11 protein-coding genes are annotated in these 12,251 nt (G+C 72.8%); all 11 read right to left on the bottom strand.

What is annotated here, in order from left to right:
• Window positions 1-210: 210 nt before the first annotated feature.
• On the bottom strand, window positions 211-639 hold the full coding sequence (aroQ, locus tag AB0E96_RS12960; RefSeq protein ID WP_359822181.1) for a type II 3-dehydroquinate dehydratase: 429 nt from the start codon (window positions 637-639) through the stop codon (window positions 211-213).
• Between the two features lie 8 nt (window positions 640-647).
• On the bottom strand, window positions 648-1,739 hold the full coding sequence (aroB, locus tag AB0E96_RS12955; RefSeq protein WP_359822175.1) for a 3-dehydroquinate synthase: 1,092 nt from the start codon (window positions 1,737-1,739) through the stop codon (window positions 648-650).
• Window positions 1,732-2,253 carry a shikimate kinase gene (locus AB0E96_RS12950; RefSeq protein ID WP_359822173.1) on the bottom strand — a complete coding sequence of 174 codons (522 nt, stop codon included), beginning with the start codon at window positions 2,251-2,253 and terminating at the stop codon, window positions 1,732-1,734. The genes aroB and AB0E96_RS12950 overlap by 8 nt, the downstream gene beginning before the upstream one ends.
• Window positions 2,250-3,434, bottom strand: coding sequence for a chorismate synthase (gene aroC / locus AB0E96_RS12945; protein ID WP_359822170.1), 1,185 nt, complete (start codon window positions 3,432-3,434; stop codon window positions 2,250-2,252). The genes AB0E96_RS12950 and aroC overlap by 4 nt, the downstream gene beginning before the upstream one ends.
• Before the next feature lie 167 nt (window positions 3,435-3,601).
• Complete coding sequence (locus AB0E96_RS12940; RefSeq protein WP_359822168.1) at window positions 3,602-4,432, bottom strand: shikimate dehydrogenase; 831 nt, start codon at window positions 4,430-4,432, stop codon at window positions 3,602-3,604.
• A gap of 52 nt (window positions 4,433-4,484) precedes the next feature.
• On the bottom strand, window positions 4,485-6,416 hold the full coding sequence (gene mltG / locus AB0E96_RS12935; RefSeq protein ID WP_359822166.1) for an endolytic transglycosylase MltG: 1,932 nt from the start codon (window positions 6,414-6,416) through the stop codon (window positions 4,485-4,487).
• 188 nt (window positions 6,417-6,604) lie between these two features.
• A complete protein-coding gene (gene mltG, locus AB0E96_RS12930; protein WP_359822164.1) occupies window positions 6,605-7,894 on the bottom strand; it encodes an endolytic transglycosylase MltG in 1,290 nt (429 codons plus the stop codon).
• Between the two features lie 135 nt (window positions 7,895-8,029).
• Complete coding sequence (gene ruvX, locus AB0E96_RS12925; protein ID WP_359822161.1) at window positions 8,030-8,509, bottom strand: Holliday junction resolvase RuvX; 480 nt, start codon at window positions 8,507-8,509, stop codon at window positions 8,030-8,032.
• Entirely contained in the window at window positions 8,509-11,178 is a 2,670-nt protein-coding gene (gene alaS, locus AB0E96_RS12920; RefSeq protein WP_359822159.1) for an alanine--tRNA ligase, read from the bottom strand. Before alaS ends, ruvX begins: the two co-directional genes overlap by 1 nt.
• Window positions 11,178-11,621, bottom strand: coding sequence for a DUF6167 family protein (locus AB0E96_RS12915; RefSeq protein ID WP_359822157.1), 444 nt, complete (start codon window positions 11,619-11,621; stop codon window positions 11,178-11,180). The genes alaS and AB0E96_RS12915 overlap by 1 nt, the downstream gene beginning before the upstream one ends.
• A gap of 4 nt (window positions 11,622-11,625) precedes the next feature.
• Window positions 11,626-12,105: a DUF948 domain-containing protein gene (locus AB0E96_RS12910; RefSeq protein ID WP_359822154.1), complete on the bottom strand. Its 480-nt coding sequence runs from the start codon at window positions 12,103-12,105 to the stop codon at window positions 11,626-11,628.
• Window positions 12,106-12,251 lie beyond the last annotated feature (146 nt).

Below are 12,251 nucleotides of genomic sequence, written 5' to 3'. Positions count from 1 at the left end.
GACGGCGGCTGGGACGGCGGGGAGACCGGCGCCCCCGGCGACGTCCCCCGCGGGCCGCCCTCCGGCGGCACCGGCGGAACGACGGGACGCGGCGGGACCTGCCCGCCTCCGGCGTACTGCGTCACGGCACCTCCCGACACCTCTCAGCGGGGACACTACACGGAGGCCCGGCGGCGGGCACAGTCCGCCGCCGGGCCACCGCCCGCGCCCTCAGCGGGTGGTGAGCCGCTCGGCCAGCGCGCGCAGCGCCAGCTCGTAGGAGCCGAGCCCGAAGCCGGCGACGGTGCCGGAGGCCACGGCGGCGATCACCGAGGTGTGCCGGAAGGTCTCCCGGGCGTACGGGTTGGAGATGTGCACCTCGATCAGCGGCGCGGTGCGCTGGGCCGCGGCGTCCCGCATCGCGTACGAGTAGTGCGTGAACGCACCGGGGTTGATCACCACGGGCACCTGCCCGTCGGCGGCCTCGTGCAGCCACTCCACCATCTGCTGCTCGGAGTTGGTCTCGTGCACCTCCACCTCGAAGCCGAACTCCTTGCCCAGCGCGGTGCAGCGCTCGACCAGTCCGGCGTACGAGGTGGCGCCGTAGACGTCCGGCTCGCGGCTGCCCAGCCGGCCCAGGTTGGGGCCGTTGAGCACCATCACCCTGGTCACGCCGAGACCTCCGCGTACGCGGCGACCAGCAGCGACGGGTCGGGGCCCTCCAGCACGGAGGTCTTGCCCAGGCCGTCCAGCACGATGAAGCGGATCAGGTCGCCGCGGGACTTCTTGTCGATCTTCATCGCGTCCAGCAGCTTCGGCCAGGCGTCCGCCCGGTAGCTCAGCGGCAGGCCGACCGAGGCCAGCACGGTGCGGTGCCGGTCGGCCGTCTCGTCGTCCAACCGCCCTGCCAGGCGGCCGAGTTCGGCGGCGAAGACCATGCCGATGGAGATCGCGGCGCCGTGCCGCCACTTGTACCGCTCGTTGCGCTCGATGGCGTGGCCGAGGGTGTGGCCGTAGTTGAGGATCTCGCGGCGGCCGGACTCCTTGAGGTCCCCGGAGACCACGTCGGCCTTGACCTGGATGGCCCGGCGGATCAGCTCCACGGTGTGCGGGCCGGCCGGCGACTTCGCGCCCTCCGGGTCGGCCTCGATCAGGTCGAGGATGGCCGGGTCGGCGATGAAGCCGCACTTGATGACCTCGGCGAGGCCGGAGACGTAGTCGTGCTTGGGCACGGTCTCCAGGGTGCCGAGGTCGGCCAGCACGCCCACCGGCGGGTGGAAGGCGCCGACCATGTTCTTGCCCTCGGCGATGTTGATGCCGGTCTTGCCGCCGACGGCCGCGTCGACCATGCCGAGCAGCGTGGTGGGCATGGAGATCCAGCGCACCCCGCGCAGCCAGGTGGCGGCGACGAACCCGGCCAGGTCGGTGGTGGCGCCGCCGCCGAGGCCGACGACGACGTCGCTGCGGGTGAACCCGGTCTGCCCGAGCACCGACCAGCAGTACGCGGCGACCTCGGCGCTCTTGGCGTCCTCGGCGTTGGGCACCTGGAGCGCGATGGCCTCGTAGCCCTCGCCGACCAGGTCCTCGCGGATCGCGTCGGCGGTGGCGGCCAGCGCCTCCGGGTGGATGATCGCGACCCGCTTGGCCCGGGCGCCGATCAGCGGCGCCAGCTCACCGAGCAGCTGGTGCCCGATCAGCACGTCGTACGGGTCGTGGCCGGCGCTCCCGCCGACGTGGATCCTGACGGTGGTGTCAGTCATGGGGGGTCTTCAGCTCCAGTGCTTCCAGTACGGCGTCCGCGACCTGCTCCGGGCCGCGCCCGGCGGTGTCGACCACGGCGGTGGCCACCTCCAGGTAGAGGGGGCGGCGGGCCTCCATCAGCTCGCGCCAGCGGGCCCGCGGGTTGACGGCGAGCAGCGGCCGCGGGGCGTCCAGGCCGACCCGCTTGACCGCGTCGGCGAGCGGGACCTCCAGGAGGACCACCGGCAGCTCGCGCAGCAGCGCGCGGGTGGCCTCGGCCAGCACCGCGCCGCCGCCGAGCGCCAGCACGCCGTCGTACCCCTCGGCGGCCGCGCGGACGGCGGCCGCCTCCAGCGCGCGGAAGTGCGGCTCGCCCTCGTCGATGAAGATCTCCGGGATGGGCTTGCCGGCCGTCGCCTCGACGTCGGCGTCGGTGTCCCGGAAGCCGACGCCCAGGCGCTCGGCCAGGAGCCGCCCGACGGTGGACTTGCCACTGCCGGGCGGCCCGACCAGCACGATGACAGGGGAGGTCATCGGATGATCAGGTTGTCGAGGTAGCCCTGCACGTTGCGGCGGGTCTCGGTGACGTTGTCACCGCCGAACTTCTCGTTGACCGCGTCCGCCAGCACCAGCGCGACCATCGCCTCGGCGACGATGCCCGCGGCCGGGACGGCGCAGACGTCCGAACGCTGGTGGTGCGCCTTGGCCGGCTCGCCGGTGCGCACGTCCAGGGTCTGCAGCGCCCGCGGCACGGTGGCGATCGGCTTCATCGCGGCACGCACCCGCAGCACCTCGCCGGTGGACAGGCCGCCCTCGGTGCCGCCGGAGCGGCCGGAGGTGCGCTTGACGCCCTCGGAGGTCGGAACGATCTCGTCGTGCGCCTGGGAGCCCGGCACCCGGGCCAGCTCGAAGCCGTCGCCGACCTCGACGCCCTTGATCGCCTGGATGCCCATCAGCGCGGCGGCCAGCCGCGCGTCCAGCCGGCGGTCCCAGTGCACGTGCGAGCCGAGGCCCACCGGCACGCCGTACGCCAGCACCTCGACCACGCCGCCCAGGGTGTCGCCGTCCTTGTGGGCCTGGTCGATCTCGGCGACCATCGCCTTCGACGCGTCGGCGTCCAGGCAGCGCACCGGGTCCTCGTCCAGCCGCGCCTCGTCCGAGGGCAGCGGCACCACGCCGGCCGGCGCCTTGGCGGCGGCCAGCTCGACCACGTGGCTAACGATCTCGATCCCGGCGACCTCGCGCAGGTACGCGCGGGCGACGGCGCCCAGCGCGACCCGGGCGGCCGTCTCCCGGGCGCTGGCGCGCTCCAGGATCGGCCGGGCCTCCTCGATCGAGTACTTCTGCATGCCGGCCAGGTCGGCGTGGCCGGGCCGGGGGCGGGTGAGCGCCTCGTTGCGGGCCAGACCCGCCAGCACCTCGGGGTCGACCGGGTCGGCCGACATGACCTGCTCCCACTTCGGCCACTCGGTGTTGCCGACCATGATCGCGACGGGGCTGCCCATGGTCACCCCGTGCCGGACGCCGCCGAGGAAGGTCACCTCGTCCTGCTCGAACTTCATCCGCGCCCCGCGGCCGTAACCGAGCCGGCGGCGCGCCAGCGCGTCGGCCACCACGTCGGTGGTGACCGGTACACCGGCGGGCAGGCCTTCCAGCGTCGCGACGAGTGCGGGGCCGTGCGACTCCCCCGCCGTCAGCCAGCGCAACGTACCCAACGGAGCTCCTTCATCAGCGGACCGGACCACGGCACCGCCGGGGCCCGCCCGGGCGTGCCTTGTCCCTGAATCCTTTCATGCCCCAGCGGCCCCCGGGGGCACAGTCCGCGTGACGGACGGCAACCGGCCACGATCCGGCCGGGAAGGAGCCCGGACGAGGCACCGGTTCAGTGCCCGGCGAGCGCCTTCTCGCCCGCGGCGCGCATCGCCGCCAACGGCCCGGGCCTCCGCCCGGTGAAGGCCTCGTTCTGCAGCACCGCCTGGTGCACCAGCAGGTCCAGCCCGCCCAGGACGGTCGCCCCGCGCCCGGCGCAGGCCGCGGCCAGGGCCGTCGGCCACGGGTGGTACAGCACGTCGAACAGCGCGCCCGGCTCGGCGGGCAGCGCGTCGGCGAAGGCGTCGGTCGCGCCGACCGGCGTGGTGGAGACGGTCAGCGGCCGGGCCAGCGCCTCGGCGCCGCGCTCCCAGTCGGCGGTGCGCACGGCCAGTCCCAGCCGCTCGCCCAGCCCGGCCATCTCCCGGGCCCGCTCGGCACTGCGCACGTAGACCGTCACCTCGCCGGTGCAGATCTGGGCGAGCGCGGCCAGCGCCGAGGAGGCGGTGGCCCCGGCCCCCAGGACGGCCGCCTCGGCCACCTCGGTGATCCCGCGCTCGCGCAGCGCGTTGACCAGCCCGGGGACGTCGGTGTTGTCCCCGGTGCGCCGGCCGTCGGCGGTGAACACCACGGTGTTCACCGCGTCCACCGAGCGGGCCGTGGCGCTGACCTCGTCGAGCAGCGGGATGATCGCCCGCTTCAGCGGCATGGTGAGCGACAGCCCGCCCCACTCGGCCTCGTCCAGCCCCGCGACGAACCCGGGCAGCCCGGCCTCGTCGACCTCGAAGCGGTCGTAGCGCCAGCCGTCCAGCCCGAGCGCCGCGAAGGCCGCCCGGTGCAGGTCGGGCGAGAGCGAGTGGGCGATCGGCGAGCCGAGTACGGCCGCCCGGTGCTTGCTGGTCAACGCTGTCTCTCCGCGAACTGTCGGCCGGCCGTGGGCTGCTTCCGGGCCGGGGCTACTTCTTGGTGGTGCAGTGGCCGCGCGCCTCGTCGAAGCTCTGCCCGGCCGACTGGCAGTACTCCTTGACGTTGGCGTAGTGCTCCTTGCTCGTCTCGGCGAACCGCGTCTGGGTCGGGGACATCGCGATGAAGTACAGCCACTTTCCGTCCGCCGGGTGCAGCGTCGCGTTGAGCGCGTCGTCGCCGGGGTTGGAGATCGGACCGGGCGGCAGGCCCGGGTTGATGTAGGTGTTGTACTTGTTGGACGCGTCGTCCATGTCCTTCTTGTCGAGGTCCTTGCGGCCCAGCGAGTACTGGAGCGTGGTGTCCATGCCGAGCCGGTGGTTGATCTCGCCGCCGGCCGCCAGCCGGTTCTGGATGGTCTTGGCCATCTTGGCGAAGTCTTCCGGGTTGTTGCCCTCGCGCTGGAGGATGCTCGCCTCGACGATCACCTCGTAGCCGGTCTTCAGCCCCACCGAGGCGGCCTGGGCGTCCAGTCCCGCGTACTTCTCGGTGGCGTTCTTCACCATCTGCTTGAGCAGGTCCTCGGGCTTCATGCCCTCGGCGATGTTGTAGCGGGTCGGCCAGAGGAAGCCCTCGATGTTGCCGTTGGCGTACGGCGGCAGGCCGAGGTCGTTGACCTGGGCCTTGGCAACGCCCGCGGTGGTGCCCGGCTGCAGCTTCAGCTTGGTGTCGATCAGGGTGTAGATCTCGGTGGAGTTCTTGCCCTCCGGGACGACGACCGCGGCACCGCCCGCCTGGGCGAGCAGCTCCTTGAGCGCGGCCGCGGCCGGCAGCTCCTTCTTCAGCCCGTAGTAGCCGTACTGGATGGTGCCGCACTTGGGTTCGGCCTTGCAGGCCTCGCTGAACGCGTCGACGCTCTTGACCACGCCGGCGTTCTTCAGCGCCAGGCCGATCTGCCCGCCGACCGCGCCCTTCTTGACCTCGACCTGGACGGAGCCGGTGCCCTCACCGGTGAAGTCCGGCGCCGGGCCGAAGTGGTCCTGGTAGAAGCCGTAGCCCCACCAGCCGGCCCCGCCCATGGCACCGAGCAGCACCAGCGCGACCACCAGACAGGCACCGCCGTTGCGGCGGCCCGACTTCTTGCCCTTCTCCTTGCGCTTCTTCTGGGCCTCGCGGGAGTCGTCCTGGTCGCCGAGGAAGCCGTTCTCCCCGGCCTCGGCGTGCTCGTCGGGGTAGCCGTCGGCCTCGTGGCGGCCGTCCTCGTGGCCGTCCCACTCCTGCGTCGCGCCCTCGTGCGCGGCGCGGACCGGGTCGGCACCGGCCTCCAGCGCGGCGGCCTCGGCCTCCCAGTCGATCCCGTCCGGTCCGGGGCCGGAGGCCGGCACGGGCTCGGGCTCGGGCGCCGGCGCCGCCCGCCGCCGGCCCCGCCGGGGTTCCTGCGGCTGGTCCTGCCGCACCTGCTGTTGCGGCTGGCCCTGCTGCGGCGCCTGCTGCTGGGCCCGGGCCTGCTGCGGCATCTGCTGCTGCGGTGCCTGCTGCCCGTCGACGGGGAATCCCTGCTGGGCGTAGCCCTGCTGCGCCATCGGCTGCTGGGGCACCTGCTGCTGCGGGTAGCCCTGCTGCGCCATCATCTGCTGCGGCTGTCCGTACCCCTGCTGGGGGTAGCCCTGCTGCGCCATCTGCTGCGGGTAGCCCTGCTGACCGCCCTGGTAGCCCTGCTGCGGCATCTGCTGCTGGGGCACCTGCTGCTGCGGGTAGCCCTGCTGCGCCATCATCTGCTGCTGCATCTGCGGGGTCATCTGCTGCTGCGCGTACCCCTGCTGCACGTCCCCGTACGGCTGCTGGACCGCCTGGCCCTGCTGCGGGTACTGCTGCTGCCACTGGCCGTCCTGCTGGCCGGGGACCGGCTGCCGGCCGTCGTACCCGGGATCACCGGGGTGCCACGGCTCGCCCTGGGGGTTGTAGCCCCCACCCAGATCGGTCATTGATCCCCTTAACCGACGGTGACGACCGGAGGATCAAACCGGCCGTCCGGGACGACGCCGTCCCGGCTGATTCTCGAACCGGCGTGCTAGCGCAGCGCCTGGAGGGAGACGTTACCGTACCGCAGCCTCACCCCCGGCCGGGCGGAAGCACCGTCAGTGAGCGATCTCACCGACGGCGCACAACTCCGTTACGGTGTCCCCCCACCGGCGCCGGACGGCGCACCGGCCCCGCCCGCGGCCCCCGGACCGGAGGCCGCCGGGGAGGCCGGGGAGGCCGGGCCCGAGGAGGCGCCGGACTCCGCGGCGCTCGGCTTGGCCGCCGCCCGGTTGGCGTTGAACTCGGCCACGTTGCGTTGCTGGACGTCGAAACTGTCGGTGAAGCGGGTGTCCCCCGGCTTGACGGTGACGAAGTACAGCCAGTCCCCCGGCGTCGGGTCCAGCGCCGCCATGATCGCCTGCCGCCCGGGGTTGGAGATGGGGCTCGGCGGCAGCCCGGCGTGCAGGTAGGTGTTGTACGGGGAGTCCAGCCTGGTGTCGGTCACCGAGGTGTTCAGGGTCGAGCGGCCGAGCGCGTAGTTGATGGTGGAGTCCAGCTGCAGGGGCATGCCCTTGGCCAGCCGGTTGTAGATGACCCGGGCCACCTTGCCCATGTCCGCGGTGTTGTCGGCCTCGCCCTGGACCATGCTGGCGACGGTGACCAGCCCGTACACGCTCTGCCCGAGGTTCTGCGCGACCACCGTGGCGTCGTCCCGGCTGAACTCCTTGCCGGCCCGGTCCACCATCTGCTTCAGCAGGTCGAAGGCGGTGGTGCCCTCGGTGACGCTGTACGTCGCCGGGAACAGGTAGCCCTCCGGGCTGCCGTTGGTGAAGTCCGGCAGGCCGAGTTCGGCGCCCTGCTCCTGGGCGGTCTTCTGGGCGGTGCCCTCGGGCAGGTTCAGCTTCTTGTCGATGGCCGCGTAGATCTGGTAGCCGCGCCAGCCCTCGGGGATGGTCAGGCCGTTGGCGTTGGCCGGGTCGATCAGGACCGCCAGTGCCGCCGCGGCCGACATCTTCAGCTTCAGGGTGTACGTCCCGGGCTGGATCCGGCCGGCCGCCGCCGCGCTGCCCTTGGCCGCCCGGGTGAAGGCGAGCGAGCTGGCCACCACACCGTTGCGGACCAGCGCGGACGCGATCTGGGAGAGGCCCGCGCCCTCCGGCACCGAGACCTGCACGCTGCCGGTGCCCTGCCCGGCGAAGTCGGCGGCGGCCGGGGGCTTGCGCTGCGCCTGGAACCAGGTGTACCCGGTGAGCCCGATCCCGCCGAAGACGGCGATCAGCGCGAGCGCGGTGAGCCCGCAGGCCAGTCCGTTGCGCCGTCGGTGCGGATCCGGCGCATCGAAGCGCGGACGGGGCGCGCCCGGTGGACGGCCCTCCGGTTCCAGTACCGGCGCACCCAGGTGCCCGGGGGTGAGGCCGGGGTGGAAGTCCTGGTCGGTCATGGCGCGCCCCTTCGGCGATCCCAGATCGATCCGGATCGATATGAACCGATCCAAATCGGACACGGAAACCAACGAAAAGGGGTCCGTGCGGACGCGTCCGCACGGACCCCTCAACGGGACGTTAGATCAGGCGGATCAGCCGACCGCCTCGACGCTCTCACCGGGAGGGCGTCCGCTCACCCGTTCGGACTCAAGGGCGGTCTGCAGGATCACCACCGCGGCGGCCTGGTCGACCACCGAGCGGCCCTTCTTCGCCTTGACCCCCGAGGCGCGCAGCCCGTGGGTCGCGGTGACGGTCGACATCCGCTCGTCCACCAGCCGCACCGGCACCGGGTAGAGCCGGTTCGCCAGCCGGGCCGCGTACGCCCGGACCTTCTCCGCCGCCGGGCCCTCCTTGCCGCTGAGCGAGCGGGGCAGCCCGACGATCACCTCCATCGCGCCGTACTCGTCGACGATGGCGGCGATCCTGGCCTGGGACTTCACCCCGGCCGGGACGGTCTCCACGGGCGTGGCGAGCACCCCGTCGGGGTCGCAGGACGCGACCCCGATCCGGGCGTCCCCGACGTCGACGGCGATCCGCCGCCCGCGCCGGAAGGGCCTCTCCTCCGGTTCCATCAGCTGGCGCGCTCCGCGACCAGGCCGCGCACCGCGGCGATGGCCTCGCCGACCGCGGCCGGGTTGGAGCCGCCGCCCTGGGCGACATCGTCCTTGCCGCCACCGCCGCCGCCGAGGGTCTTGGCGGCGGTCCGGACCAGCTCACCGGCCTTGATGCCGCGGCCGCGGGCGTCCTCGTTGGTGGCGATCACGGTCAGCGGGCGGTCGTTGGCCACCGTGAAGGCGGCGACCACGGCCGGGCGCGAGCCGAGGCGGCCGCGCACGTCCAGGACCAGCTTGCGCAGCTCGTCCGCGCCCACGCCGTCGGCGACCTGCGCGGCGACCACGGCGACGCCGTGGACGTCCTCGGCCGAGTCGGCCAGGCCCGCCGCGGCGGCCAGCACCTTCTCGGCGCGGAAGCGCTCGATCTCCTTCTCGGCGTCCTTGAGCTTGGCGAGCATGCCCGAGATCTTCTCCGGCAGCTCCTCCGGGCGGCCCTTGACCAGCTCGGTGAGCTGGGAGACCACCGTGTGCTCACGGGCCAGGAAGCGGTACGCGTCGGAACCGACCAGCGCCTCGACGCGGCGCACACCGGAGCCGATCGAGGACTCGCCGAGCAGCTTCACCAGGCCCAGCTGGGCGGTGTTGCCGACGTGGGTGCCACCGCACAGCTCCTTGGAGAAGTCGCCGATCGTGACGACCCGGACCTCGTCGCCGTACTTCTCGCCGAACATCGCGATGGCGCCGGCCTTGCGGGCCTGGTCCATCGTCATGACCTCGGCGGTGACCTCCAGCTCGCGGGTCAGCACGTCGTTGATCTTCTGCTCGACGTCGACCAGCACGCTGCCGGGGACGGCGGCGGGCGAGCCGAAGTCGAAGCGGAAGCGGCCGGGGGCGTTCTCGGAGCCGGCCTGGGCGGCCGTCGGGCCGAGCGCGTCGCGCAGCGCCTGGTGGGTCAGGTGGGTGGCCGAGTGGGCGCGGGCGATCGCCCGGCGGCGCTCGGTGTCGATCGTGGCGTACGCCGAGGCGCCCAGCACGACCTCGCCGAACAGCACCCCGCCGGAGTGCACGATGACGCCCGGGACGGGCTGCTGCACGTCGCGGATCTCCACCACCGCGCCGGACTCCAGCCGGATCCGGCCCTGGTCGGCGAGCTGGCCGCCGCCCTCGGCGTAGAACGGGGTGCGGTCGAGGATGATCTCGACCTCGTCGCCCTCGGAGGCGGCCGGCGAGGGGACGCCGTCCACCAGCAGGCCGACGACGGTGGCCTCGCCCTCGGTGAGGTTGTAGCCGGTGAAGACGCTGGCGCCGGACTTGTCGGCGACCTCGCGGTACGCGGCGACGTCGGCGTGGCCCATCTTCTTGGCCTTGGCGTCCGCCTTGGCCCGGTCCCGCTGCTCCTGCATGAGGCGGCGGAAGCCGGCCTCGTCCACCTGGAGGCCCTGCTCCTCGGCCATCTCCAGGGTCAGGTCGATCGGGAAGCCGTAGGTGTCGTGCAGCTTGAACGCCTGCTCGCCGGAGAGCACCGCGCCGCCGGACTGCTTGGTCTCGGTGACCGCGACGTCCAGCAGGTTGGTGCCGGCCTTCAGGGTCTGCAGGAAGGCCGCCTCCTCGCCGACGACGACCGTCTCGATGCGCTTGCGGTCGCTCTCCAGCTCGGGGTACTGCGGGGCCATCGCCTTGATCGCGACGTCGATGAGCTCCTTGGCCACCGGCTCGGTGGCGCCCAGCAGGCGCATGTTGCGGATGGCGCGGCGCAGGATGCGGCGCAGCACGTAGCCGCGGCCCTCGTTGCCGGGGGTGACGCCGTCGCCGACCAGCATCAGCGCGGTGCGGATGTGGTCGGTGACCACTCGCAGCGAGACGTCCGACTTGTGGTCGGCGCCGTAGGTGTGGCCGGTGAGCTCGGCGGCACGGTCGAGGATCATCCGGCTGGTGTCGATCTCGAAGAGGTTGTCGACGCCCTGCAGGACGGCGGCCAGGCGCTCCAGGCCCAGGCCGGTGTCGATGTTCCGGCTCGGCAGGTCGCCGAGGATCTCGAAGCCGTCCTTGCCGTCGCCGTGGCCGCGCTCGTACTGCATGAAGACCAGGTTCCAGATCTCCAGGTAGCGCTCGCCGTTGACGGCCGGGCCGCCCTCCTCGCCGTACGCGGGGCCGCGGTCGTAGTTGATCTCCGAGCACGGGCCGCACGGGCCGGGGACGCCCATCGACCAGAAGTTGTCCTTCATGCCCAGGCGCTGGATGCGCTCCGAGGGCACGCCGATGACGTCACGCCAGATCAGCTCGGCCTCGTCGTCGTCCTTGTAGACGGTGATCCAGAGCTTCTCCTTCTCCAGGCCGTAGCCACCGTCCGCGACGGGCGTGGTGAGCAGGTCCCACGCGAACTTGATGGCTCCTTCCTTGAAGTAGTCGCCGAAGGAGAAGTTGCCGCACATCTGGAAGAAGGAGCCGTGCCGGGTGGTCTTCCCGACCTCCTCGATGTCCAGGGTGCGCACGCACTTCTGGACGCTGGTGGCGCGCGAGAACTGCGGCTTGACCTCGCCCAGGAAGTAGGGCTTGAACGGCACCATGCCGGCGTTGACGAGCAGCAGGGTGGGGTCGTCGGCGACCAGGGACGCCGACGGAACGACGGTGTGGCCGCGCTCCTCGAAGAAGCGCAGCCAGCGGCGGCGGATCTCAGCCGACTCCATTAGTGGTCCTTCCGGTTCGGGATGCCGCCCCGCGGCGGCAGGGCGCGGCGGGGCGTTTCTTCAGTGGTCTGGGGGGTGGTACGGGCGCCGTCGGTCACGGAACGGGCGCGGGACGGGGGCAGGGCGGCGGCCGGGCGACCGGGCGCCGCCGAGATAGCTCGGTACTGCGGCTCGCCGCGCAGGACCCGGCGGTCCGCGCGGGGCTCCGCCACGGCGGTGCCGTGCAGCCCGAGGTCGTCCTTCAGCTGCTCCTCGCGCTCGGCCATGCCGGCCTTCACGTCCCGGGCGAACTGCTTGGCCAGGTCGCCCAGGTGCAGCGCACCGCGGGCGGCGGTACCGGAGAGGCTGTCCGGGGTGAGCCGGTGCACGGCCTCGTTGGCCTTGTTCATGGCCCAGACGGTGGCACCGGCACCGACCGCCATCCAGAAGACGCGTCGCACCATGCCGTCAGCCCCTCACCGCGCGCCGGACCCGGGAGAGCAGGCCGCTCCTGGGCGCGGTCGCGGCGCGCACCTCGGCCCGGACCAGCCGGGCCAGCTCCTCGCGCTCGCCGGCCTGCGAGGGCATCGGCGGAAGGCCGCCCTGCTGCCGGGCGACGGCCTTGCGCACGCCGTAGCTGAACGCCGCGACCTTCACCAGCGGTCCGCCCAGGGTGGCGGCCACGGTGGAGGAGAGCGCGTTGGCGTTGGCGGCGGCGTCCTGCACGTTGGCGGTGATCTCGTCGACCCGATCCAGCTGCTCGTTGGCGCTGCGCACGGCGGCGCCCGCGTCGGTCAGCAGCGGGACGGCCTGCTCGGTGACCGCGGAGACCAGGACGGCGGCCTCCTTGAGGACCCGGGAGAGGCGGACCAGCACCACGGCGAGCAGGGTGACCAGGACCGCCCAGAACACGGCGACGAGCAATCCGGCCAGCTCTCCCACGGACACCTTTGCGCGCTCCCTCGCCTTGCAGATCTACAGACGGAACCCTATCGCGCCCACGCCCGATTCCCGGACCGGGTTCTTTCCCCGGCGATCCGGTCGGGTGTGCGATCCGCGCGCGTAACCTACCGGCCGGTCACCTCGTTCTGCCT

The organism is Kitasatospora sp. NPDC036755, from assembly GCF_040636595.1.
In the GTDB taxonomy this organism is placed as follows: Bacteria; Actinomycetota; Actinomycetes; order Streptomycetales; family Streptomycetaceae; genus Kitasatospora.
The sequence above is the reverse complement of the archived record's forward strand: the minus strand, read 5'-3'. Positions and strand labels throughout refer to the sequence as shown.

Coding starts and splice junctions, on each gene's coding strand:
- AB0E96_RS12950 (WP_359822173.1), bottom strand. CDS start 2,253: ATGACCTCCCCTGTCATCGTGCTGGTCGGGCCGCCCGGCAGTGGCAAG.
- aroQ (WP_359822181.1), bottom strand. CDS start 639: ATGGTGCTCAACGGCCCCAACCTGGGCCGGCTGGGCAGCCGCGAGCCG.
- AB0E96_RS12915 (WP_359822157.1), bottom strand. CDS start 11,621: ATGGTGCGACGCGTCTTCTGGATGGCGGTCGGTGCCGGTGCCACCGTC.
- mltG (WP_359822166.1), bottom strand. CDS start 6,416: ATGACCGATCTGGGTGGGGGCTACAACCCCCAGGGCGAGCCGTGGCAC.
- alaS (WP_359822159.1), bottom strand. CDS start 11,178: ATGGAGTCGGCTGAGATCCGCCGCCGCTGGCTGCGCTTCTTCGAGGAG.
- mltG (WP_359822164.1), bottom strand. CDS start 7,894: ATGACCGACCAGGACTTCCACCCCGGCCTCACCCCCGGGCACCTGGGT.
- aroB (WP_359822175.1), bottom strand. CDS start 1,739: ATGACTGACACCACCGTCAGGATCCACGTCGGCGGGAGCGCCGGCCAC.
- ruvX (WP_359822161.1), bottom strand. CDS start 8,509: ATGGAACCGGAGGAGAGGCCCTTCCGGCGCGGGCGGCGGATCGCCGTC.